At 54.3% G+C, this 22,102-nt stretch carries 16 protein-coding genes; 8 read left to right on the top strand and 8 right to left on the bottom strand.

The genetic code is table 11. From position 1 onward, the window contains the following. Positions 1 to 54 precede the first annotated feature (54 nt). Both VFA09_25130 and VFA09_25125 read left to right on the top strand, forming a co-directional pair. Positions 55 to 810 (top strand): cytidylate kinase-like family protein, encoded by a 756-nt coding sequence (locus VFA09_25130; GenBank protein HZU70581.1) that lies wholly within the window; start codon positions 55 to 57, stop codon positions 808 to 810. Positions 811 to 859: 49 nt separating this feature from the next. After that, positions 860 to 3,511 (top strand): tetratricopeptide repeat protein, encoded by a 2,652-nt coding sequence (locus VFA09_25125; GenBank protein HZU70580.1) that lies wholly within the window; start codon positions 860 to 862, stop codon positions 3,509 to 3,511. A gap of 33 nt (positions 3,512 to 3,544) precedes the next feature. Here VFA09_25125 and VFA09_25120 read toward each other — a convergent pair whose 3' ends face one another. Continuing rightward, positions 3,545 to 6,469 (bottom strand): tetratricopeptide repeat protein, encoded by a 2,925-nt coding sequence (locus VFA09_25120; protein ID HZU70579.1) that lies wholly within the window; start codon positions 6,467 to 6,469, stop codon positions 3,545 to 3,547. Positions 6,470 to 6,708: 239 nt separating this feature from the next. Between VFA09_25120 and VFA09_25115 the strand changes: the two genes are divergently transcribed. Beyond that, positions 6,709 to 7,920, top strand: a complete 1,212-nt coding sequence (locus VFA09_25115) for an MFS transporter (protein ID HZU70578.1) — start codon at positions 6,709 to 6,711, stop codon at positions 7,918 to 7,920. Positions 7,921 to 7,937: 17 nt separating this feature from the next. Here the strand turns inward: VFA09_25115 and VFA09_25110 are convergent, their stop codons facing one another. The 3 genes from VFA09_25110 to VFA09_25100 form a co-directional block, all read right to left on the bottom strand. After that, positions 7,938 to 8,174: a hypothetical protein gene (locus VFA09_25110; GenBank protein HZU70577.1), complete on the bottom strand. Its 237-nt coding sequence runs from the start codon at positions 8,172 to 8,174 to the stop codon at positions 7,938 to 7,940. Between the two features lie 84 nt (positions 8,175 to 8,258). Further along, positions 8,259 to 9,545: a transposase gene (locus VFA09_25105; GenBank protein ID HZU70576.1), complete on the bottom strand. Its 1,287-nt coding sequence runs from the start codon at positions 9,543 to 9,545 to the stop codon at positions 8,259 to 8,261. Positions 9,546 to 9,589: 44 nt separating this feature from the next. Next, entirely contained in the window at positions 9,590 to 10,993 is a 1,404-nt protein-coding gene (locus VFA09_25100; protein ID HZU70575.1) for an MFS transporter, read from the bottom strand. Between the two features lie 269 nt (positions 10,994 to 11,262). Here VFA09_25100 and VFA09_25095 point away from each other — a divergent pair, with 269 nt between their 5' ends. Both VFA09_25095 and VFA09_25090 read left to right on the top strand, forming a co-directional pair. Beyond that, complete coding sequence (locus VFA09_25095; protein HZU70574.1) at positions 11,263 to 12,870, top strand: carboxyl transferase domain-containing protein; 1,608 nt, start codon at positions 11,263 to 11,265, stop codon at positions 12,868 to 12,870. Between the two features lie 16 nt (positions 12,871 to 12,886). Continuing rightward, positions 12,887 to 13,681: an enoyl-CoA hydratase-related protein gene (locus VFA09_25090; protein HZU70573.1), complete on the top strand. Its 795-nt coding sequence runs from the start codon at positions 12,887 to 12,889 to the stop codon at positions 13,679 to 13,681. A 33-nt stretch (positions 13,682 to 13,714) separates the two neighbouring features. Here VFA09_25090 and VFA09_25085 read toward each other — a convergent pair whose 3' ends face one another. The 3 genes from VFA09_25085 to VFA09_25075 form a co-directional block, all read right to left on the bottom strand. Continuing rightward, complete coding sequence (locus tag VFA09_25085; protein ID HZU70572.1) at positions 13,715 to 14,365, bottom strand: response regulator transcription factor; 651 nt, start codon at positions 14,363 to 14,365, stop codon at positions 13,715 to 13,717. A gap of 11 nt (positions 14,366 to 14,376) precedes the next feature. Beyond that, positions 14,377 to 16,332 carry an ATP-binding protein gene (locus tag VFA09_25080; GenBank protein ID HZU70571.1) on the bottom strand — a complete coding sequence of 652 codons (1,956 nt, stop codon included), beginning with the start codon at positions 16,330 to 16,332 and terminating at the stop codon, positions 14,377 to 14,379. Positions 16,333 to 16,441: 109 nt separating this feature from the next. Further along, entirely contained in the window at positions 16,442 to 17,314 is an 873-nt protein-coding gene (locus tag VFA09_25075) for a methyltransferase domain-containing protein (protein ID HZU70570.1), read from the bottom strand. Between the two features lie 163 nt (positions 17,315 to 17,477). Between VFA09_25075 and VFA09_25070 the strand changes: the two genes are divergently transcribed. The 3 genes from VFA09_25070 to VFA09_25060 all read left to right on the top strand — a co-directional run bounded on the left by VFA09_25070 (position 17,478) and on the right by VFA09_25060 (position 20,618). Continuing rightward, positions 17,478 to 18,194, top strand: coding sequence for a sigma factor (locus VFA09_25070; GenBank protein HZU70569.1), 717 nt, complete (start codon positions 17,478 to 17,480; stop codon positions 18,192 to 18,194). A 249-nt stretch (positions 18,195 to 18,443) separates the two neighbouring features. After that, the gene (locus VFA09_25065) at positions 18,444 to 18,857 is read left to right on the top strand and encodes a hypothetical protein (protein HZU70568.1); all 414 of its coding nucleotides are present in this window, start codon (positions 18,444 to 18,446) and stop codon (positions 18,855 to 18,857) included. 165 nt (positions 18,858 to 19,022) lie between these two features. Then, positions 19,023 to 20,618: a lysine 5,6-aminomutase subunit alpha gene (locus VFA09_25060; GenBank protein HZU70567.1), complete on the top strand. Its 1,596-nt coding sequence runs from the start codon at positions 19,023 to 19,025 to the stop codon at positions 20,616 to 20,618. A 620-nt stretch (positions 20,619 to 21,238) separates the two neighbouring features. Here the strand turns inward: VFA09_25060 and VFA09_25055 are convergent. Continuing rightward, positions 21,239 to 21,424, bottom strand: a complete 186-nt coding sequence (locus VFA09_25055; GenBank protein ID HZU70566.1) for a hypothetical protein — start codon at positions 21,422 to 21,424, stop codon at positions 21,239 to 21,241. Positions 21,425 to 22,102 lie beyond the last annotated feature (678 nt).

The following is a 22,102-nucleotide window of genomic DNA, read 5'->3' as shown; positions in this document are numbered from 1 at the left end:
TACCGGCAATGAAGTATGTTGTGGCAGAAATAAGAGATGCAGGAGGGCCACAGTATGAATATGGATGCGATTAACCGTATGCGTGCCGTCACCATCTCACGCGAGTATGGAAGCGGTGGGGGTGAGATAGCGGCCCGGCTTGCGCAGCATCTGGGTTGGCAACTGGTTGACCACGAGGTGGTGGTAGAGGTAGCAAAAGCCCTGGGAGTCAGTGAAGCGGAGGCGCAGATTCACGATGAACACGCTGAGGGCCTCATTTCACGTATTCTAACAAGTATGCAACTGGTTGAGCCGGTCATGCTTATTGGTCCGGGAACACTACCCGAAGCGGATGAACAAAAATACCGCAATGCCCTACATGATGTCGTAGAGGCGGCAGTGACGCAGGGACATGTAGTGATCGTAGGACGTGGAGCGCAGATGCTGCTGGGGCAGCGGCGCGATGTCCTGCACGCGAGGGTCGTAGCTCCACTGGACTTGCGCATTGCCTACGTGATGCGGCGTGAAGGTCTCAATCAGAATGATGCGCGCTCGCGGGTTCAAATGAAAGATCGAGACAGGCTACGTTACTTGCAGGCAGAGTATCATCAAAGCCCGGAGGACGCGCATTTGTATGACGTGGTGGTGAATACTGCTGTTATCGATCTGGATGGCGCTGTCGACCTGATTGCGCTGGCCCTGGAGCGCAAAGCCTTGAAGCTGGGAACGCCAACGGGAGAACTTGGCCCTGGTGCAGGCCTGCCTCGCTATCCCGGTCGCCCCGGCGATTTCCGCCCACCTGAAAGTATTACCGATTCACCGTACCAATAACAACGAAGCCTCTGTCTTCTGCAAAAGGCGATGTGGAGAGGAGCTGGCTATGCAGGATAACATCTTCTTTCTTCCTACAAGGCAGGCCCCTGTCCAACCGGCGTGGACAGTACCAAACAATCTACCGGTGCAACTCACCCCGTTCATTGGGCGCGCAGCGGAGTTAGCAACGGTATGCGCCCTCCTGCAGCGTCCCGAGGTGCGACTCCTGACCCTCACCGGCACCGGTGGAGTAGGCAAAACCCGGCTGGCGCTAGAAGTGGCCAACAACCTGCTGCACGATTTCCCCGATGGCCTCTTCTTTGTCTCCCTGGCTCCTATCACCAATCCCGACCTGGTATTCCCCACTATTGCTCATACCCTTGATCTCTGGGAAGACTACAAGAGTACGGTGGGCGACCACCAGGGTACGCCCCTACTGAAAGCGTACCTGCGCAATCGGCAGTCGCTGCTGCTGCTAGATAACTTCGAGCAAGTTGTAGATGCGGCTCCGTTGCTAATCGAATTGTTGCAGGACTGCCCCGATCTCAAAATCCTTGTGACCAGCCGGGCCGTACTGCACTTGCATGGAGAGTACGAATATGTGGTTCCACCGCTTGCGGTCCCGAATCTCAAACAGCTTCCAGGTAGTGAAGAACTCGTTCAGTATGCGGCTGTTGCCCTCTTTATGCAGCAGGCACAGGCCGTCAAGCCAGATTTTCAATTGACCGCTGAGAATGCGCCTGCCATTGCCGAGATCTGTGTCCGCCTGGATGGATTGCCTCTCGCGTTAGTACTCGCGGCATCTCGTATCAAACTCCTACCGCCAAAAGCCCTGCTCAAGCGCTTAGAGCACCGTCTCTCCGTATTGACGGGCGGGCCGAGTAATCTACCCCTGCGCCAGCAGACGCTGCGCAGTACGATTGCCTGGAGTTATGACCTGCTGAGTCATCAGGAGCAGCGCCTCTTCTGGCGGCTCTCGATTTTCGCAGGCGGTTGCACACTGGAAGCCGCGGAAGCCATCTCCAGCACGGTTGACAATGGAGCGATCCCCGTTCTGGATGTGGCCGCTTCGCTGCTCGACAAAAGCTTGCTACAACAAATGGAACACGAGGGAGAGGAGCCGCGTTTCTTGATGCTGGAGACGATCCGTGAGTTTGGCCTGGAATGCCTGCGCACGAGCGAAGAGGCCGGGGCAATTTCGCGCGCCCATATCGCCTATTTCCTGGCATTAGTACAGCAGGCCGAAGCATATCTTACAGGAACGCAGCAACGCCACTGGTTACTGCGCCTGGAGCAGGAAACGGCGAATATCATTGCAGCGCTCGAAGCCGCCTTTGAACTGGAATTGCATACTGACTTTGTGCGAGGAGTCAATGCATTCGTCTCTTTTCTGTACATACGAGGCTTCTATTTCCAGGCGGAAGGCTTCCTGATAAGAGCTATCCAACTGGCCAGGTCTTTAGAGGATACTGCTGGTCAATCGAAAGCGCTCCTTCATCTTGGTCAATTAGCCTGGAAACAGGGAGAGTATGCACAGGCCGGGGAATATTTGCAGGAAGGTCTTGCATTAGCACGCCAGAATGAACAGCTTGCGCAGATGAGTGACCTATTGCATGCTCTTGGTCCCGTCGTCATGAGGCGTGGAGACTATTCTCAGGCCAGAACCTACCTGCAAGAAGCTCTAGAGCTGGCTCGCCAGATCAAGGATGCTGATCGTATTTGCGATATACTCATCACATTGGGCATAGCGACAGGCGATCAGAAAATGTATGATCAAGCCGAAGCATATTTTCAGGAAGGACTTGTTCTGGCACGTCAACTAGGAAATAGCGAGCGAACCTGCGGCTTGCTGTCTAAATTAGCTGTCATGACCGGGCAACGCGGCATGCATAATCAGGCCGAGGCATACTTACGCGAAGGCCTGGCGCTGGCAGATCAGTATGGTCACTATGAACTGCGGTGTAAACTGATCGTCAATCTTGGCTGGGCATTGATGAAGCAGGAAAAGTATCTTCAAGCGGAAAAGGAAATGCGAGAGGGCCTTATAATAGCGCGGCAATATAACTTGCGCGAAGGGATGATTGGTTTACTTAGCAATCTTGCAGAGGCTGTATCTAAACAAAATAATCCCATCCAGGCAGAGAAGTACTTGCAGGAGGCGCTTGTTGTAGCACATCAGGCTGGAAGCAAGTATTACCAGAGTTCGCTGCTTGTTGATCTGGGTAACCTCTATCTAAAACAACAGCAACTCGACAAAGCGGCTCAATTCGCGCGAGAGGCGCTTGAAGTGGCTCCGGTAGAAAACCTGTGGCTGCTTGCCTATTGCCAATATAACCTCTCGCGCATTACGGCAGCGCAAGGTAATACTGCTGAGGCATGCCAACTAGCAAAGGAGAGTTTACTCATTCTTGAGGGGATGGGGCATTATGACGCAGCTGAGGCCAGAGAATGGTTGAACTCATTGCTTGAAAAATCTCAGGAAAAAGTGCTGCCTGCCGCAGGCGAGCGTCCACAATCCACCTACCCTGCGGACCTGACCGAGCGCGAGGTGGAAGTGCTACGCCTGGTGGCTCAGGGCTTGACCAACGCCCAGATTGCCGATCAACTCGTCGTCAGCCTCCATACCGTCAATGCTCATGTGCGTTCGATCTTCAACAAGCTGGATGTAAACTCGCGCAGCGCAGCGACCCGCTTTGCTATCGAACACAAGCTCACCTGAGAGAGCTGATGGATATGCTGACCTGGCATGGCATTACCTGAGAAGATGCTGGTTCTGCCGGAATTGATGCGGATGAATGGCTTGTTCTCTCACGGTAAGCACCTGTTCCACTGTCATAGCCCGTCCCTCTGCCCACGTAGCAGCAAAAGCTTCTATTCCCAGGTGATCGCGAGCAGTCGCCACTGCCTGCTCATAGTCGTCCCGATCAACCGGTGGCAAAGGCGCACCGATTGCTTCGCGCAATGCCTCCGCAGTTCCCCACAGCTGCGTTGCCCATCTGAGTTCTCCCTGCCCGGCCACTACACCCGCCAACCCCTCCAGGCCGGAGACGATCAGTTCCTTGTCGCCTATCTCTTGCGCCATCGCCAGGCTTCCTTCGTAGAGTGTCCTGGCAAAGGTGTAATCGCCACGAGCCACCTCCACTTTCCCCAACATACAGAGCGCCTCCGCTATGCCTTCGCGGTGCTCCATCTCCCGGTACAGCGTCAAACCCTCCTCTACGCGGCTTCGTGCAGTGGCTTTATCTCCCTGTTTGAGCGCTACCCATCCTAGCAGGAGAGACGCGACGGCCATACCTTCCTTGTCGCCTACTTCCCGATCTAGCGAGAGACCTTGCTCGAGCAGCGGGTAAATCATGTCCTGGACACCCTGGGAAACAAAGAGCGTGCCTGCTAACTGGGTTAGCGAGGCAGCGATGCCCCTCTTGTTGCCCAGCTCTCTAAAAAGCGCCAGGCTCTCCTCGAACCAGGAGGAAGCCCTGGCGTATTCGCCTTGCTTACTGTCAAGTAATCCATGCATGAAGAGCGACCAGGCGACACGGTCCCGGTCACCCATTTCTCGAAAGAGGGCCAGGTCCTCCTCCAATAGAACACGCGCTGAACTAAAATCGCCTCGTCTCCAGGCCGCCACACCAAGTCGATTGAGAGAGAGCGCGATGCCTCGCTTGTCTCCAAGCTCGCGAAACAGTGCCAGGCTCTCCTGAGCCAGTATCTCACCCTGAGCATAGTTGCTCTGGTTGAAAGCAAGCCGCGCAGCAACAAGCAAAGCCTTCGCCCGAATAGTAGTGGTCACCTCTGCGCTTCCTGCCAGGGCCTTTTGCAGAAATGCCAGCCCCTCGTTACGCTGGCCGCGCACTACCCAGAATCGCTCCAATGCAATAGCGAGACGCAAGGCTACCTCGCCCTTTCCACTTTCCAGGGACCATTGTAACGCGGCTCGTAGATTGTCATGTTCGCGCTCCAGGCGCTCCAGCCAATCCACAAGTAGTGGCCCTTTCAACGCCGGTTCGGCTTCTTCCGCCAGGTGCAAGAAGTAGACGGCGTGCGCGTGTCGAGCGGCAGGCTCTTCTCCACTGGCGATGAGTGCCTCTAGCCCATACTCGCGGATCGTTTCGAGCATCAAGAGGCGCTGGTCCTCACTTCCTTCCTGAGTTTGCCCCATCCGTCGCAATAAACTCTTATCGACGAGCGAGGCTACGTCATCCCAAACCTGTCCCGCTTCATCGTCCGGCCCGGTACAGACAGTTTCAGCTGCTTGCAGCGAGCAACCACCCACAAAGACGGAGAGCCAGCGGAAGATCCGTTGCTCTCTGGCATTAAGCAGTTGATAGCTCCATTCGATAGTGTTGCGCAAGGTCTGCTGGCGTGCTGGTACATCCCGAGCTCCACCGGTTAACAGGTTCAATGGCTGGTCCAGGCGCGCGAGCAGGGTCTGTGGAGAGAGCAACTTCATACGTGCCGCTGCTAGCTCGATGGCCAGTGGAAGCCCATCCAAACGAACACAAATCTCCGCCACTGTCCTGGCATTGGTAGATCTCAACTTGAACTCAGGCCTCACCGCCTGCGCGCGCTGGAGAAAAAGTGTCACCGCCGGTATACGTGCGAGTGCTGCAAGTTTGGGAAGGTGATCAGGATCGGGTAATGCGAGTGGTGGCACCGCGAATTCGCGTTCTGAACGCACATGCAACACCTCCCGGCTCGTGACGAGCAGCTTGAGTTGCGGGCAGGACGCGAGCAGGTCTGCTAGCTGTGGCGCTGCCTCAATTACCTGTTCGAAGTTGTCCAGCAGCAACAGCGCTTGCTTGTCTTGCAATACTTCCACCAGGCGTGTGAAGACAGGCTGGCCTACACTCTCCCAAATGCCAAGTGTGCGTGCAATGGTAGGTATGACCAGCGCAGGGTCATTGAGAGAGGCGAGCGAGACGAAAAATACTCCCCCGGTAAATATGTTGCCAAGTTCTGCCGCAACCTGTAACGCCAGGCGCGTTTTGCCTGTCCCGCCGGGGCCGGTGAGGGTCACCAGCCGCACCTTCTCACGGCGCAGGAGTCGCACAACGGCCGTGACCTCGTGCTCCCGCCCAATGAGCGGTGTTGGCTGCACAGGAAGCGTGTCTGAGCGGCGATCATGGGTCCTGAGCGGTGGAAAATCAGCGGGCAGACCCGCAATCACTACCTGGTAGAGATGTACGGCCTGCTCCAGGTCCTTGAGATGGTGCTCCCCAAGATCACGCAGGCTCACACCCTCCGGTAAGTCGTGTTCTACCAGGTCGCGGGTGGTTTGTGAGAGCAGCACCTGTCCTCCATGGGCAGCGCTCATCACACGCGCGGCGTAATGAACATCTAAACCCACGTACCCCTCGACGATGCGGGATGGTTCACCGGTGTGCAGTCCCATACGTACACGAACCGCTTCGCCAGCAGGCCAGGAATGACCGGCGAGTTCACGCTGCGCGGCTACCGCGGCTGCGAGGGCATCACTGGCGCGAGCAAAAGCCGCAAACATGGCGTCCCCCTGCGTATCGACCTCCTGACCATGATAGGTAGAGAAAGCGGCGCGCAGCAGGGTGCGGCACTCGTTCAGCAGTTCCGCATAGCGTTCACCTAGCCTTTGGAGCAGGTGAGTAGACCCCTCGATATCTGTGAAAAGCAACGTGATTGTTCCTGCCGGTAAATCACGCATACTGAATCTCCTCGTGCCTTTTAAGGTATGTATTGCAGCACCGGCTGGCTCCATCGTTCAGAGCCAGTATCCCGGACGGCTGTTCTATATTATATCCCATTCTTGCGCCAACCCCACTGGCAAGCAGCCAGAGAGATGGTCGCCGCTTCCGCTTTTGCTTCCTGCTTTGAGAATAGGATAGTACATTCACTTGTAATTTGCAAGTGAAATTGTTCCACTCAGAGAAAGAGAACGACGATATGCAGCTTCCTCTTACCATCCGTGAACCTCTGGCGCTCCAGTCACGAATGTCGCTTACCCGCCGCCTGCTGCCGCTCTACATCGCAGCTTTTTCTCAGGGATTGGTGCTCTGGGCCCCTATCGAGAAGGTGTTTCTCAGAAGCCTTGGGTTTGACCAGGCTGCCCTCGGATTGATGGCCGCCTGCTACAGCAGCCTGATTCCGCTACTCGATCTGGCCTCCGGTATCCTGGCTGATCGCTGGAGCCGCAAGAATATCCTCATGCTAGCCTCGGTCGCCGCCATGCTCAACGCCCTGCTTGGTGGACTCAGTCGCAATGTGCCGACCTATCTGGTCAGCACTCTTTTCTTCGGTGTCGAGGTGGCCCTCGCGTCGGGCACCTACGAATCGATCCTCTACGACACGCTGCTTGAACACACCGGGGAGAGTTACACATTTGAAAAGCGCCTGAGCCAGGTAAAGCTGCTAAGTAGCCTGGCTTTGCTCTCCAGTTCGCTCATAGGCGGGCTGGTGGCCACACTGCTTTCGCCCCGGCTTGCCTACTTTGCCACCATCCCGTTGGTAGCCATGTCCCTGGGCGCCCTGCTCACCTTCCGTGAGCCTCGCTTGCATCACTCCGAGGGACGTACCTCTCTCCGCGGCCATCTGCATATGGTAGCTCAGACTCTCTTCCGGCGAGGGAAGACCCTGCGTGTTGTCATCGTCTTACTCGTCACCTCGCTTCTCCTCTCAGCGATCTTCGAGTTTGGCCCGCTGTGGCAACTGGCTCTGGGCGCCCCAATCGGGCTTTATGGGCTGGCCAACGCGACAGTACTCTCTGCTGGAGGGATAGGCTCGCTGCTTTCGACCCGTCTGGCGCTTTCAAAGCCAATCACCATCGTAGGGGTGGCCGTGCTGCTGGTGGCGTCGAGTCTGGAGCTGGTGGTAGTGAAGAACATCGCGGTCGTCATCCTGGCCCAGGGAGTGCTGGTAGCGGGAGGAGTGGGGGTCAACATGGTCTTTACCCGCTTGCTGCATGACTCCCTCCCCTCAGAAGTGCGAGCGGGAGCTGCCTCAGGAGTGAGTGCCCTCTCCTCAATGGCCTTTGTACTCTTCGCACTGCTCTTTGGGGTGGTGAGCCAGCATCTCAGCATCTTTCGTGCCGGATGGATGGTGGTTGGAGTAGCCCTGCTGGCCGGTGTGCTGCTGGTCAAAGCCACTCTGGGTCGCTAAGAAAACCCCTCTCTTTATTACCGCTTCTCATGTACATGAGGAGCGGGGCCAGGTGGTGTGGCAAGGCCATCGTTCTTATCCTCTTTCAGAACGCTCTGTGCCGCCGTGGAAGTTGGCGCTGATCCCACGGCAACGGCTCCTGTCGCTTCCTGATCCTGGTCATAAATGTAGCGTTTCCCACGCAGCAGAGAAGCTACAGCGGCCACGAGACACATGAACGCCGACAGGTAAAACACCGCGTGCAGCCCAACCATGAACGGCGAAGAGATCAGGGTCGGGAAAAAGCTCTTGCTCAGCAGGGTTAGCTGCCGGTAGAGCGTGCAATAGTTCCAAAGAGCCTAGCGTTCTATTGACCGCCTGCTTTTTGGCTTCGTGAGGGGAATGGCAACCCTCACTGGATGGACTACCAGGGATGCAAGCATCCCCTTCCCATCCTCTACACCCTCCGCTTGTGGGAAAGCATCAGGTGCTACCTTGCGAATGATATTATACGCGCCGTTGAGATCGGCATTGATGTATCGTCCATTAGAGGTACGGTACAGTCCCCGCTCGATACGCCTGCCGCTAAAGGTATTATACTGCTTCTCATCGCCATTCGTGTGTGCTGGCAACGGGTCACGATCGAGAAAACTGGCCTTTGATGTGTACGACTCTTCTGTGAGTAGCACGGTAATTCCGACCAGTTCCGCCTTGTACGTGAGCATGTGGATAAAACGAGCATGGGGAATTTGGACAAAGTTTTGATTGTTGCGCTTGCCCATCTCGATGTCCTGTTTCCAGCCGTCATTTTTGCCAATGACCAACGTCCCAATACCTTCTCGTACCAGTATCTCGATCACCCGCTTGCTGGCGGTGTGCAGATAGTGGTCAATGCGACGGTTCCGCTTCGTGGTGAGACGCTCCATACGCTTTGTTGTACCCGTGTGTCCAAGCTGCTGCTGTAACTTTGCCTTGCGCTTGTTATAGAACTGGTTCGTGGATTTCACTGGACGCCCGTTAATGACTAGCGGTTGGAAACCGGGTTTATTTGAGGCTAGCGTTACCAGATTGTTCACTCCCAGATCGATACCAGCGTAGTAAGCAGCATTGACGGGGGCTTGTGTGACGGCCTTTTCGTAGATCACTTCTACCACGTAATACCCTTTACGTGGAATGATACGAACTTGCTCGACATGGGCTGCATGTCGGGTCTGTACCTCAATGGAAAGCTGAGAGGGTCGGATAAGATCACGCTTTAAGGCTTTTTTGCTCAGCGCCTGGATGGTGTAAACGAGCAGATTGCGCCCCTCGCTCTTGTGTTTGTACTTCGGCAGACCAGGGCGTCCTAAAAACTTGGAGGGGTCATGCTCATAGCTCTCGCGTGCTTGCTTGAAGGACTGCCAATTCTTGACCAGCCCTTTGAGTACCCATTGCGCCACTTTAGCAGGCAGGGCGCGGTAGGCTTCATGCGACTGCATGAGCTTGTCTAACTGTGGATAGGAGAGGAAACAGCCTTCATGAAGAAAGGCTTGCCGTAGCTCGTAGTTCGCAGCATTGTAGAGGTTCTTGGAGGCAAAAGCGGCGGCATCAATCACCGCATAGCGTGGGTCGCTGCGGCTAATCACGTGTTGCTCGACTAATTGCATCTGGTTCACCTCTTGCTGGTACTACTACTTATTTATTCTTTTTCCTACGTGATGAAACGGTAACGGCTAGGCGGATTGCTCTTGCGTGAATGCTTTGCGCCATTCTGGAAGGTGGCGCGCATGCCGGATGCAACGCCTCGCTGCTGTGGCGGCACACTGTTCATGATGGCCGTCGTGTTGGGCGCCGCGAACATGCCCTGACCGATGCCCAGGAACACCAGTATGATCGCGAACCAGATGTAGTTAAAGTTGGCAGGCAAGAATGTCAACATGATAAAGGTTACGACCTGAATCAGCATGCCCGTTGTCGAAAAGAGGCGCGCGCCAAAGCGGTCGGAAAGATAGCCACTGAGCGGCCCCATCACAATGAAACCGGCCATCAATGGCAGCATGTAGATGCCTGCCCAGAGCGGCGTCACCTCAAAGCTATAGCCATGCAGCGGCAACCAGATGCCCTGCAACCAGATGATGAGCATGAACTGCAGGCCACCACGCGCTGTACTTGCAAGAAAGCCACTGACGTTACCGGCGGCGAACATACGGATTTTGAACAGATCGAGCCGGAACATTGGATCGCTGACGTGCAGCTCGATCCAGATGAATATGGCGAGTAAGCCGATCCCAAACGCGAGCGTCCCGATCACCATCGGATTCGTCCAGCCCATCGAGGAATTGCCGTATGGTTCAATGCCATAAGTGGCACCGACCAGCAGCGCAGTTAATCCGAGCGCGAAGGTAATGTTGCCCGGCCAGTCGATCTTCTGATGGCCGCCAATGACGGCGGTCTCACGCAGCATGCGGTAGGCCCAGATGGTGCCAAAGACGCCGAATGGTACGCTCACCAGGAAGACCAGTCGCCAGTTGACGACGGCGAGCACGCCACCAAGTATCAGACCAATGATGGAGCCGAGAATGGCCGCGATCTGGTTAATGCCCATCGCCATACCACGCTGGTGCGAAGGGAATGCATCAGTAAGAATCGCAGTGCTGTTCGCGAAGAGGAAACCGGCGCCAACCGCCTGCACCAGCCTGAAAATGATCAGTTCGAGCGCGGCCGCGTTGCCTGAGCCAGGGGTCAAAAAGAGCAGAATACTACCTGCTGTGAAGACGGCAAAGCCCAGGTTATAGAGCCTGACACGCCCGAACATGTCCGAGATGCGCCCGAATGTTACCAGCAAAGTTGCGGTAACAACCATATACCCCATCAACATCCAGAGAAAGTAGTTCGTCTCGCCGGGCGACAGCGGGTTGATGCCGATGCCATTGAAGATCGCCGGCAGCGAGCTCAGGACAATGCTGCTGTTGATTGTTGCCATCAACACGCCCAGAGTCGTATTCGATAGCGCCACCCATTTATAGTTCGGCCCTACCTGTTGAAACCTGCGGGAAGTACGCGGCTGAGCAGGCTCCTCGCCTCTTGAAGGAGTTATTTTATCGCTTACCTTCACGTATATATCCTCCCATTCCTACATAATTATTGCTGCTGAAACATTGCTTATTGCATATGAGTATGCATTTGTTTGAAAAAAGAGTGAGATGTTATATTCTCTTGTTGGCACACTTATATGATACGAAATATTATCGTTCACGTCAACGTCAACGTTATGAGTAAGAACTGGACTTGACGCTGTTTGCCAGGCGGTGCTATGCTGCAAAGAGCAGAGTACGCTACTGATGAAATTCCACATGACACTGTTGTCGAGAGGAACACGTTTCAATGGCTATAATCGAAACACACGTAGATCGTAAAAGTCCCCAATTTTTGGAAAACAAGCGCCATTTTGAGGAATTGCTCGCCCAACTGAACGAGCGCTTGCAGCAGGTGCAGCAGGGTGGCGGCGCGGATGCCATTGCCAGGCATCGCAAACGTAATAAGCTTCTGGCGCGCGAACGAGTACAGTTGCTTTGCGATCCTGATACACCATTCCTGGAATTTAGCCCGCTCGCGGCATGGGATATGTATGACAATGAAGCGCCTTCAGCGGGTATCATCACCGGCATTGGAGTGGTCGAGGGGCAAGAATGCGTCATTATCGCCAACGATGCAACCGTCAAGGGCGGTACGTATTATCCCATGACGGTCAAGAAACACCTGCGCGCCCAGGAAATTGCCGAGCAAAATCATCTCCCTTGCATCTATCTTGTCGATTCAGGCGGCGCTTTCCTGCCCTTGCAGGCGGATGTCTTTCCTGACCGCGATCACTTCGGGCGTATCTTCTATAACCAGGCGCGCATGTCGAGTCAACGCATTCCACAGATCGCCGCCGTGATGGGTTCCTGCACGGCAGGCGGCGCGTATGTACCGGCCATGAGCGATGAGACGGTGATTGTGCGCGGAAATGGCACGATTTTCCTGGCCGGGCCGCCACTGGTGAAAGCGGCGACGGGCGAAGAGGTGACAGCGGAAGAATTGGGCGGGGCCGATGTCCATAGCCGCATCTCCGGCGTGACCGATCATTATGCCCTCAACGATGAGCACGCGCTGGCAATCTGTCGCAGCATCGTCTCCAACCTCAACCGGCGCAAGTATATACCCTGGGATATTGCCGAGCCTGAGCCACCGCTTTATGATGCGAGCGATCTGTACGGTATCATCCCTCGCGATAACCGCAAGAGCTATGATGTGCGCGAGGTGATTGCGCATCTCGTCGATGGCAGCCGCTTCCACGAGTTCAAGGCCCTGTATGGCACCACGCTGGTATGCGGCTTTGCGCGCCTGATGGGCTATCCCGTCGGCATCATTGCGAACAATGGCATCCTGTTCTCTGAGAGCGCGTTAAAGGCCACCCATTTCATGGAACTATGCGGGCAGCGGCAGACCCCCCTGATCTTCTTGCAGAATATAACAGGATTTATGGTCGGGAAGCAGTATGAAAATGGCGGCATCGCCAAGGATGGTGCGAAGATGGTGATGGCGGTCGCCAATGTGCCCGTGCCGCGCTTCACGGTTATCATAGGCGGCTCATTTGGCGCGGGCAATTATGGTATGTGCGGGCGTGCTTATTCGCCGCGCCAGTTATGGATGTGGCCGAATGCGCGTATCTCGGTAATGGGTGGCGAGCAGGCGGCCAGCGTGCTGGCTACTGTGCGCAAAGAAGGACTTGAGGCGCGCGGCAAAACCATGACTGAGGAAGAGGAGGCCGAGTTCAAGCAACCTATCCTTGATAAATACGAAAAAGAGGGCAATCCTTATTACAGTACAGCGCGCCTGTGGGATGATGGGATCATCGATCCACGTGATACGCGCACCGTGCTGGCGTTGGGCATAGCCGCGTCTTTGAACGCTCCCATGCCGGATACTCCATTCGGCGTCTTCAGAATGTAAATAAAAGGAGCAAATCATGCCAACAACATACGCGCATATCAGCATAGAACATAGCCACCAGGATAAAGTCGCAACCATTACCATGCGGCGTGGAGAGGTTCATAACGCGTTCAACACCCGGCTTATTCAGGATTTACAGGCCGCATTTACCTTTTTGCGCGCCGATACAAAGCTGCATGCCGTTATTCTGACCGGCGAGGGACCATCCTTCAGCGCCGGGGCTGATCTGAATATGATGCAGGCGGCGGCATCATTCACGCAAGAACAGAATCTGAGCGATGCCCTGGGCCTGGCTGATCTCTTCGATAATATCAATACCTTTCCCTGTCCCGTCGTAGCACGCGTAAACGGCACGGCCATGGGCGGAGGGCTTGGTCTGGTGGCCGTCTCGGATATCGTCATCGCCGTTGAAAGCGCGCGGCTGGCTTTCAGCGAGGTCAAGCTGGGGATTGCTCCGGCGGTTATATCGCCGTATGTGATACGCAAGATCGGTGAATCGCATGCTCGCGTACTGTTTGTGACGGGTGAGCGCTTCAGTGCTACTCGTGCTAAGGAGATTGGGCTGGTACATGTAGTGACGACTGCTGAGGAACTTGATGCTGCTGTCGAGAAGACGGTGCGTGAGTTGCTGAGTAGTGGGCCGCAGGCGTTGCGGGCCTGTAAAGGGCTGGCATTGAGTGTTGGACAGATGGATCACGATACCGCGCGCCGTTTTACCGCCGAATTGATTGCTACGCTGCGTGTCAGTGAAGAGGGACAGGAGGGCTTACGCGCTTTCCTGGAAAAACGTAAAGCGAATTGGACTGCTTAAAGTTATCTGTTCTGGGCAAAATGGAAAAGTAAATCAATCTTTTCTTTGCTCACGCGGGGGCACCAGCTTGTGTTCAACCGCATATGCCGCTGCCTCGCTGCGTCTTGAGAGTCCCAGCTTCTCAAGGATATGGCTGACGTGGTTGCGGGCAGTTTTTTCAGAGACGTAGAGCGTATCGGCTATTTGTTTGTTCGTATAGCCACGTGCTACCAGGGCCAGCACTTCGCGCTCGCGTTCGGTCAGTTCGCTTCCAGGTGCCTGCGAGGTCATGCGCTCCATCGCCTGCTTCGCTATAGTCGTGTCGAGCAGCAATTGACCGGAGGCTACCAGGCGAATAGCTTTCAGCAGTTCGGCGCGTCTTTCGTTCTTTAAGAGGTAGCCGCTGGCGCCGGCGAGTACAGACGATAAGAGGGCGTCGTCGTCGGTATACGAGGTGAGCATAAGAATAGCTACATGGGGATGCTGGCTTTTGATCTCGCGGCACGCCTCGATACCGCTCATCTTTTCCATGCGCACATCCATTAAGATGACCTGTGGGTCCAGGATGCCAACTTTTGCCAGGGCTTCCGCGCCATTGGCGGCCTCTCCCACCACCGTAAGGTCTACTTCCGGCTCGATGACGGCCCGCATGCCCATGCGCACTACCTCGTGATCGTCGACAATCATGATGCGAATCTTTGCCATAAGAGTTCTCCTTACATTGGAATGCGTGCCCGGACGCTGGTGCCGCCGGTGGCATGTTGCACTATCGCGAGACTACCGCCGAGTTCTTCTGCTCGCTCCCGCATTCCTGGTATCCCGTGGCCGCCATAGATACGCTGTCGTTCTCCACCGGCTTCAAGATCATAACTGTGCGGAATAGCGACCGGGCTTCTACCATCGTCGCGAATCTCGACCTCTACGCAGCCCGGCAAATAACGCAGATGTACAGTAATCTGTGCCGCATTCGCGTGTTTATAGGCATTGGTAAGTGCTTCTTGAGTGATGCGGAAGACGGCAGTTCCTACCTGGGCAATCTTACGAGCGCGCCCGGCATCTCCATCTGGCCTCTCTTCATCGCCCTCGACCTCTAAATGCGCCGGCAATCCGCTGATGGCCTCGAATTCGCGCAACTGGTTAGTTAGCATCTGTGCCAGCGTCGATGTGCCGCTGATTAAGGGCTTGAGGGTGAACATATAGTGGCGGGTTTCCCAGAGCGCCTGTTTGGAAATCGTCACCAGCTTGTCCAGGTACGTAGTAATGGATGCAAGCGCCTGTGCCTCTTCACCTGAATCCTCAACAACACGTTGGACAAGAGCAGCGCATGTTTCAGCATTCAGGCTCATCATATAGATGAGTTGCGCGATTCCGTCGTGGATCTCACGCGCGATGCGCCCCCGCTCCGCGGCGGCAGCAAGTTCGGCAGCTTGCTCGGTCAGGCGTATGTTCTCCAGGGCAATCAATAGTTGGGTTCCCGCGATAGTCAGGAAATTTTCCTGTTTCTGATCAAAAGGAGTGTGTCGTAGGCTCTCGGCTCCCAGCACCATATATACCTGGCCCTCTCTTGACACCGGAAGATAGAGACGCGCCAGCCGGTAGGCGTCATTATCCTGTGCCTGCTCGCCTTCCAACGGTTCAAAAGTCGTCAATTTTCTTCCTGTACGCGCTACTTGCTCAATCAACGTCTTACTCTTATCAGGAGCTATGGCTCCGGCTACACCTGATTCGACCAGAGGGCCTGTTTCAATCTCTGCATCCTTACGATCATCTTCAGCAGTGATGAGTGCCACGATCAGGCGTTCAAAATGGCCCCCTTTACGTATCTGTTCCGCGCTTTTTTGCAGGAATTGCAGCTGATCGCCGGCACCTGCAACCAGTGTTTCACTGACGCGTAGCAGCGCATTTTGCCGGCGGACAGTATCTTGCTCGCGCCTTTTGCTTTGCGTCAGGCCATTGAGCAGCGTGGCAAGGTAGGCCGCGAGCAGCGCTACCAGCGGCGCATCGATTAGCGAGCTGGCGAAGTCCTGTGTCGTAAGCATGAGTGCATAGTGATGATGAGGTGGGGGCACGAATGCGCCAAACAAGATGATCGCCTCGTAGCCAAAGGCCGCTGCCAGCCCACCGGTATAACGGTACGTAAAAGCCGCCGCCAGCACCGTCGAAAGGCCGTAACGATAGAATGCCGATCCACTGCCGAAAGGAGGATTACCGAAAATCCCGGCGTAGTAGGTAACCAGGCCGCAGATGATTACGTCAAGCGCGTAAATGGCCGCGTTCCATTTAGGATTGTTGGTCGCGGATAGCGGTTTCAATATTTCCGCCTCATCGTCAGCGGCCATTGGTTGCTGCCGTCTGCTGCCCAGCAGGCGTATTTGCCGGGTACTCGTTCGCACTTTGCGCGATTCAGGGGCCTGGCCCTTTTTTAGTAGGGGTAAATCGGGTAGGAATATTCGGAAGACGGGAGCATAGAGGGTGACGACCGATGCCTGAACAAATGTCACGGCCAGCGGGAGCAGCGCTTCGTTCAAGGGGACATGGGTCGTTACAATTACCAGCAGGGCATAGAGCCATGTCACCCAACGCCAGATGAGGAAGAAGTAGGTGGGGGTGTTACGCAGGCGACGCAAAGACGCCTGGGTCACACCTCGTAATGTCTTCGCCGGCTGCGGCATAGTTCGTTGCTTCCTGAAAAGCTATCCGATGCATGATCGGCCTGTTCTTTAATAAGAGTACATATGAGAGTACGGCAACTTCTTATTGTTTGTTGTGATAACCATGAGTTCAAGGGTTATTACTGGCCAGTCTGCCCCAGGCTGTCAAGTATAGCATGACGGCAACGAAATCAGAAGAATTCATATCAATCTCGGCCTGATAATACAAATTGTCAAATTGTTCCTGTGTAACGACACCCATTTTGGTCAGAAATGTACTACCCAGTTGGAGAGCCATTCTTGCATTGTCGTATTGTAAGGGAAAGGCATCTGTGCCGGCAGACCAATCGATCATATGGGCCTGCTGGTGGATATCCTGGAACCCGGCATCGCGCAGGAAACGTGCCAGCATAATCATGGTTCCTACATAGCGTCCCTCAGAGAAGAATGCTCGCTTTGCCATGCGCGCGGCTTTAGCTCCCAGGGCGGTGATTTGCTCCAGTGCAGCGCTATTGGTAATGCCGAGGTCATCGACATCCGTCAGGCGCAAAATCCCACCAGGGCGCAGCACTCGCTTACATTCCTGGATCATTGCCGGCCAGTCGCCAGGAGAAAGTACGCCGACGAGAAAACGCACATTGACCATGTCGAATGATTGATCTGGGAATGTGAAAGGCTTGAGGATATTCATAATCTGGAACTTAGCATTCTTCAGTCCCTGCGATTTAGCTCTCGCCTTTGCATAGGTTATCATGGTCTGGCTGATATCGACCCCTACCACCTCTATCTCCGGGTAGGCGCGAGCCACGTCGAGTACCCAGCCGCCAGGCCCACAGGCGAGATCGAGTACCGAAGTAAAAGCATTTGGATCAACTTCTGGCGGAAACAATCCCCCCATGTGTTCTGTAATCAGAACATGCTGGTTGATCAAGCGGGCCATCTCGGTCATACTTTCCGGGTCCATGACATATGTGTCTTCTCGCTGCTGGCCCTCTGACTGCATCTCTCATCTCCTTTAATTGTGCTGTAGTAGCTGCCACGGTCACTCTTAGCAGAGGTATTATATATGATCTTCAGTTTTGCAACAAGCCACCTGATATGCCCATGTGTGATACACTTCCATCTGTACCTCTTCTAGAAAAACAATACGAGAGCGAGAAAAGAGCGTGCTTGAGCAGCAACTTACAATTCAAAAGGGAACATTCGCCAACCTGCAAGAATTGTTAGTAAACGCTCAGCCACGCCTGTTGACCTATGCGCGGAAGTATAGCCTCTCGCAAGATAGCGTGGATGATATTGTGCAGGAGACGATGCTGGAGGCGTGGCGGCACATTGAGCAGCTACACTCCCCCGAACGTTTTGATTCCTGGCTGACCGGGATTTGTCACAATGTTTGCATGCGCTGGAACCATGTCTATCATCTTCAAAACCGGCGTTTGGTGCGACCCGACTATTTTGCTGGTATAGCCGGAATACTCATTCTTGTCTACTCGCGTCTCACGGCGTTCACACCGGCATTGATTGTATTTTTCTTTGTGGGCGTAACCGCGACCGCGGGTGATGCTATACTCGGCCCCTTGCTGTTGCATATCACGCCTCATGAGCTGGTTGGGCGCGTGATCTCGGTGTTTGCTCCCAGCACAAGTCTGGCTTCGATGATCTCAATCGGACTGGCCGGCTATCTCACCAGCACTATTCTGCACAATTTCCATGCCACATTGCTCGGATTCACTTTCGGCCCCATCGATACCATCTTTACGGCAACCGGATTGCTGGTAATGCTGGGCGCTTTGTATGCCATGCTAAATTTGCGCAATATTTATAAAACAAATGAAAATCCGCATTCCATTCAAGAAAAGCCAGCTCTGGAGAGCCTTGAGTAAGCAGCGCAGGCGCATCTATGCGTTAGCCTCGCCAGTTTCATCCAAAAAGTCGAGCATAACGTATCTTTGAACACTAGCATATTGCATTGTCTATGTGATATGTTATTGGTAAGCATTGATAGGTTCCTTCTTTTGGGATCAGCGAGAGAATGATTCATTACTGGTGGAGGAAAACATGGCTCGGCTGCAAGCTCTGGAGGGACAGGCAATGTGGGGTATTGTTCTTCTTATAGAAGGGACGGTTTAGCCGTGAAAAAAGCCGAACGGAAACATTCATCCTTGCTGGCTAATCTGGGCGATCTTAACCGACCTGTGCGCGTTCGACCTGTACATGTCGAGGGGCGTGACTGGTGGGCTGTTGACCCCGAAGATACCTGGCCGGGTATGGTAATGGACCTGCGCCGACTGGGCTTTGAATCAATGGCATGGGGCGAGGAGGTGCTGGTGCGCGAAGGCCTGCCAGCTTACGAACCGCAGATGGAGGGTCCGGCCGATCAGAGTGGGCTGAAGCCTTTTCCTGTCATCCACCCGACTATCCAGATTCGGAGAGACCCGTACTCAAGTAATTATCCTGATCTGAGTTATCTGGATGAATACAATGACGAAGATGAGGAGATTGAAGAGGACGAGATAGAGCCAGATGAAGACTTTCAGTACGAATAGTTGCGAAAGTCTTTGAAATAGACAATTCATACCGCAACCCATAACAAGGGTGTTGCTGCTTTGAACAGGTTCATGTGCAAGATAAACTGTTCATAGTAGTGGCACCTTTTGTGCATATTGGATATGATCGCGATATGCTGTTTGTAACAGAGGAGATACTTCGCCATGCCCCACCTCAAGCTTGACTCCGTTCTCGTTGATGAGGCACGCGCGCTTGCCCAACACATTGTCGCTCCCGTCATTGACTATATCTATGCTCACACCACCGTCGCTATTGAACGTGCCACCTTACGCTTGATCGGCGTGGATGGCGTCGATGAAACAGGTGTGCCATTGCCAAATTGTGTTGTAGACAGCGCAAGGTCATTGCTGCCCGGTGGCATCTTACGTCCATTTGTCGCGGCGATGCTTCAGAATAACCTGGATGTGCAGGCAGCCGCGGAGGCTATTGGGCGTGGCGATTTGCGAATGCGGCAGGGTGCAGGAAACCAATTTATCGCCTCTGGGCAGGAACTGGCTCCGAATACCTCAAAGGATGAAGTTCTATCAACGGAGAAGATCGACGAGGAGATTCATCGATTGGTAGATCAGAGCATCAAACGCATTCGTGCGCGTCGTGCTGAACGAGCTGCGCTGACTGAAGAACTCGGCAATCCGCCAATGCCCTGGCTCTACGTCATCGTCGCCACCGGTAATATCTATGAAGACATCGTGCAGGCGCAGGCGGCGGCGCGGCAGGGAGCCGATGTAATTGCCGTCATCCGTTCTACCGCTCAGAGCCTGCTCGACTACGTGCCATACGGTCCAACCACCGAGGGCTTTGGCGGCACTTACGCAACGCAGGCCAACTTCCAGCTCATGCGCGCTGCCCTCGATGAAACGAGCCGCGAAGTTGGCCGCTACATACGCCTCACCAACTATTGTTCGGGCCTCTGCATGCCGGAAATTGCCGCCATGGGTGCCTTAGAGCGGCTGGACATGATGCTCAACGATGCTCTCTATGGCATCATCTTCCGCGACATCAACATGAAACGCACGCTCATCGATCAGCTTTTCTCGCGCCGCATCAACGCCGCCGCCGGTATCATTATCAATACCGGCGAGGATAACTACCTGACTACCGCCGATGCACTCGAGTCCGAACACACCGTCATTGCCTCGCAGTTTATCAACGAATGTTTCGCCCAGGTAGCCGGTCTGCCGCCGGAGCAAATCGGTCTCGGCCACGCCTTCGAAATCAATCCCGATACTCCCAATCACCTGCTGCACGAGATTGCCTCGGCGCAGCTCGTGCGCGATCTTTTTCCTGGCTACCCGGTCAAGTACATGCCTCCCACAAAGCACATGACCGGCGATATCTTTCGCGGCCACATGCTCGATAGTTTCTTCAACCTCGTCGGAGTCCTGACGGGTCAGGGCATCCAACTGCTCGGCATGCCCACCGAGGCCATCCATACCCCACTCTTGCAAGACCGCTTCCTGTCTATTCGTAGCGCGCTCTACGTATTTCGTGCCGCACGCGATCTTGGCGAGCAATTTGACTGGCGCGAGGATAGCCTGATCTCAAAAAGGGCAAATCAGATACTACGCGATGCAGTCGACCTGCTGCAACAGATGGATAATCCTGGTCTGTTCAAAGGGCTGGAGGCTGGACTTTTCGCCGATATCAAACGCTCGCCAGAGGGTGGACGGGGGCTGGAGGGGGTGATTGGGCGAGATGAGGGGTATTTTAATCCGTTTTATGAGCGGCTGCTGGGATAATGTAGAAGTATATTTTAACGATTCCTGGCCTTTACCTATCTGGATTTCTGCGAGCAAGCCGTCTCTGCCTCACTATCTCAATAGCAACAATGAGGCATGCAGCGCAAAACCCGAGAACAATCGTGAGAACTATTGCAAGTGTCTGTAAAGAAGCATTTTGGCTCGCTAGCACCAGGAGAAATGTTCCCAGCATTGCGGCAAGCATCAAGATCAACATCTGAACCCGGAAGGTACGTGACCTATTGAAAAAGTGCGAGGCCAGGAAAATACCGAAGTAAATCGCAGCATACAACAACAATATCAAGAGGATATCAGCAGCAATCATTTACCCATTCCTTTTGTTCCCATTCAAATCGACGGCTGGGCCCGCGGCCAACTTCGGATTGTCGTAGCGCGTGCCGAATTTGACCAGGCCGGTGCTGCTCTCCAAGTAGCCTTTCTCCTACTGGCGTGGATTAGGGATGCCAGACGCCTTATAGGAACATAGGCACCGACCTTGTTGCGGGCCTGTTCTAAGATGATAGGTAGGGTGAGTAAGCAAACCGATTACTTGATGCATTTGCCGCAGGTAGTGCTATCAAACGAGCATCGAACGTATATGACGGTCTACATCAAAGATCTTACTCGGCTCTCCTTGCCAGGTAGAGCAGAAGAAAACATATCGCGATATAAAGAATACCTATCACCAGAAAAACGAACAACAGTGGGCGTTGTTGACCAGCTATCAAACCAAAGACTGCTACGGCAATACCGATGAGAATCATCAGGTAAAATGTCGGTCGATTCCAGGCTGCTTTCCATCTCATAATGTGTAAGCCTTCTTCCAAAAGCAAATGAGCCTGCAGATGGGCGTCACTATCGACAAAAGGAGAAAATTGGACAGTAGAAGAGATAGGATTTATCCCAGCTACTGTCCTGCAAGAGTTACTGGTGGTTAACCTCCAATAGCTTGAACAACGTCATAAGTAATCTCTCCTCCTATGCAAGCAATAAGTGCTGTAACTAAAACGAAGACCCCAGCTGGTAGTGATGCCGGAATAGTCACGATTCCAAAGGCCAGGCTTAGGATAGTTACGACTGCGGCTCCAACAGCCGCTCCAAGGCATGATCCCAATAACCCAGCAGCAGAGTATTTCCCGCTCGGATCGACCACACTGACCGGGTCATCCTTGACATATAAGTACCGATTGAGTGAGTCCGGATTGCCCAAGCTGCCCGCCACCGGGTCCTACTGCGTCCAGCGGCCAACTTCGGATTGTCGTAGCGCGTGCCGAACTTGACCAGGCCGGTGCTGCTCTCAAAGTACCCTCCTGCATACTGGAACGGATTGGGTTCAGTGGTCATTTCGTTGAGAATCACGCTACAGAGTGGTAAACATAGACCTGCTTACCACTATTATAGGTTCGGCTCTCTGAGTATCATAGTGAGAGTTGACCTTCGCATGAGAGAAAGTTGTAAAAAGTCTCCTACTGGTTTCTTTGTAC

Source organism: Ktedonobacteraceae bacterium (assembly GCA_035653615.1).
Taxonomy (GTDB): Bacteria; Chloroflexota; Ktedonobacteria; order Ktedonobacterales; family Ktedonobacteraceae; genus DASRBN01.
Note: the sequence above shows the minus strand (reverse complement) of the source record. Positions and strands in the feature narration are given on the sequence as shown.

Coding starts and splice junctions, on each gene's coding strand:
- VFA09_25060 (HZU70567.1), top strand. CDS start 19,023: ATGCCCCACCTCAAGCTTGACTCCGTTCTCGTTGATGAGGCACGCGCG.
- VFA09_25115 (HZU70578.1), top strand. CDS start 6,709: ATGCAGCTTCCTCTTACCATCCGTGAACCTCTGGCGCTCCAGTCACGA.
- VFA09_25085 (HZU70572.1), bottom strand. CDS start 14,365: ATGGCAAAGATTCGCATCATGATTGTCGACGATCACGAGGTAGTGCGC.
- VFA09_25095 (HZU70574.1), top strand. CDS start 11,263: ATGGCTATAATCGAAACACACGTAGATCGTAAAAGTCCCCAATTTTTG.
- VFA09_25090 (HZU70573.1), top strand. CDS start 12,887: ATGCCAACAACATACGCGCATATCAGCATAGAACATAGCCACCAGGAT.
- VFA09_25120 (HZU70579.1), bottom strand. CDS start 6,469: ATGCGTGATTTACCGGCAGGAACAATCACGTTGCTTTTCACAGATATC.
- VFA09_25105 (HZU70576.1), bottom strand. CDS start 9,545: ATGCAATTAGTCGAGCAACACGTGATTAGCCGCAGCGACCCACGCTAT.
- VFA09_25110 (HZU70577.1), bottom strand. CDS start 8,174: ATGGTTGGGCTGCACGCGGTGTTTTACCTGTCGGCGTTCATGTGTCTC.
- VFA09_25130 (HZU70581.1), top strand. CDS start 55: ATGAATATGGATGCGATTAACCGTATGCGTGCCGTCACCATCTCACGC.
- VFA09_25080 (HZU70571.1), bottom strand. CDS start 16,332: ATGCCGCAGCCGGCGAAGACATTACGAGGTGTGACCCAGGCGTCTTTG.
- VFA09_25125 (HZU70580.1), top strand. CDS start 860: ATGCAGGATAACATCTTCTTTCTTCCTACAAGGCAGGCCCCTGTCCAA.
- VFA09_25075 (HZU70570.1), bottom strand. CDS start 17,314: ATGCAGTCAGAGGGCCAGCAGCGAGAAGACACATATGTCATGGACCCG.
- VFA09_25055 (HZU70566.1), bottom strand. CDS start 21,424: ATGAGATGGAAAGCAGCCTGGAATCGACCGACATTTTACCTGATGATT.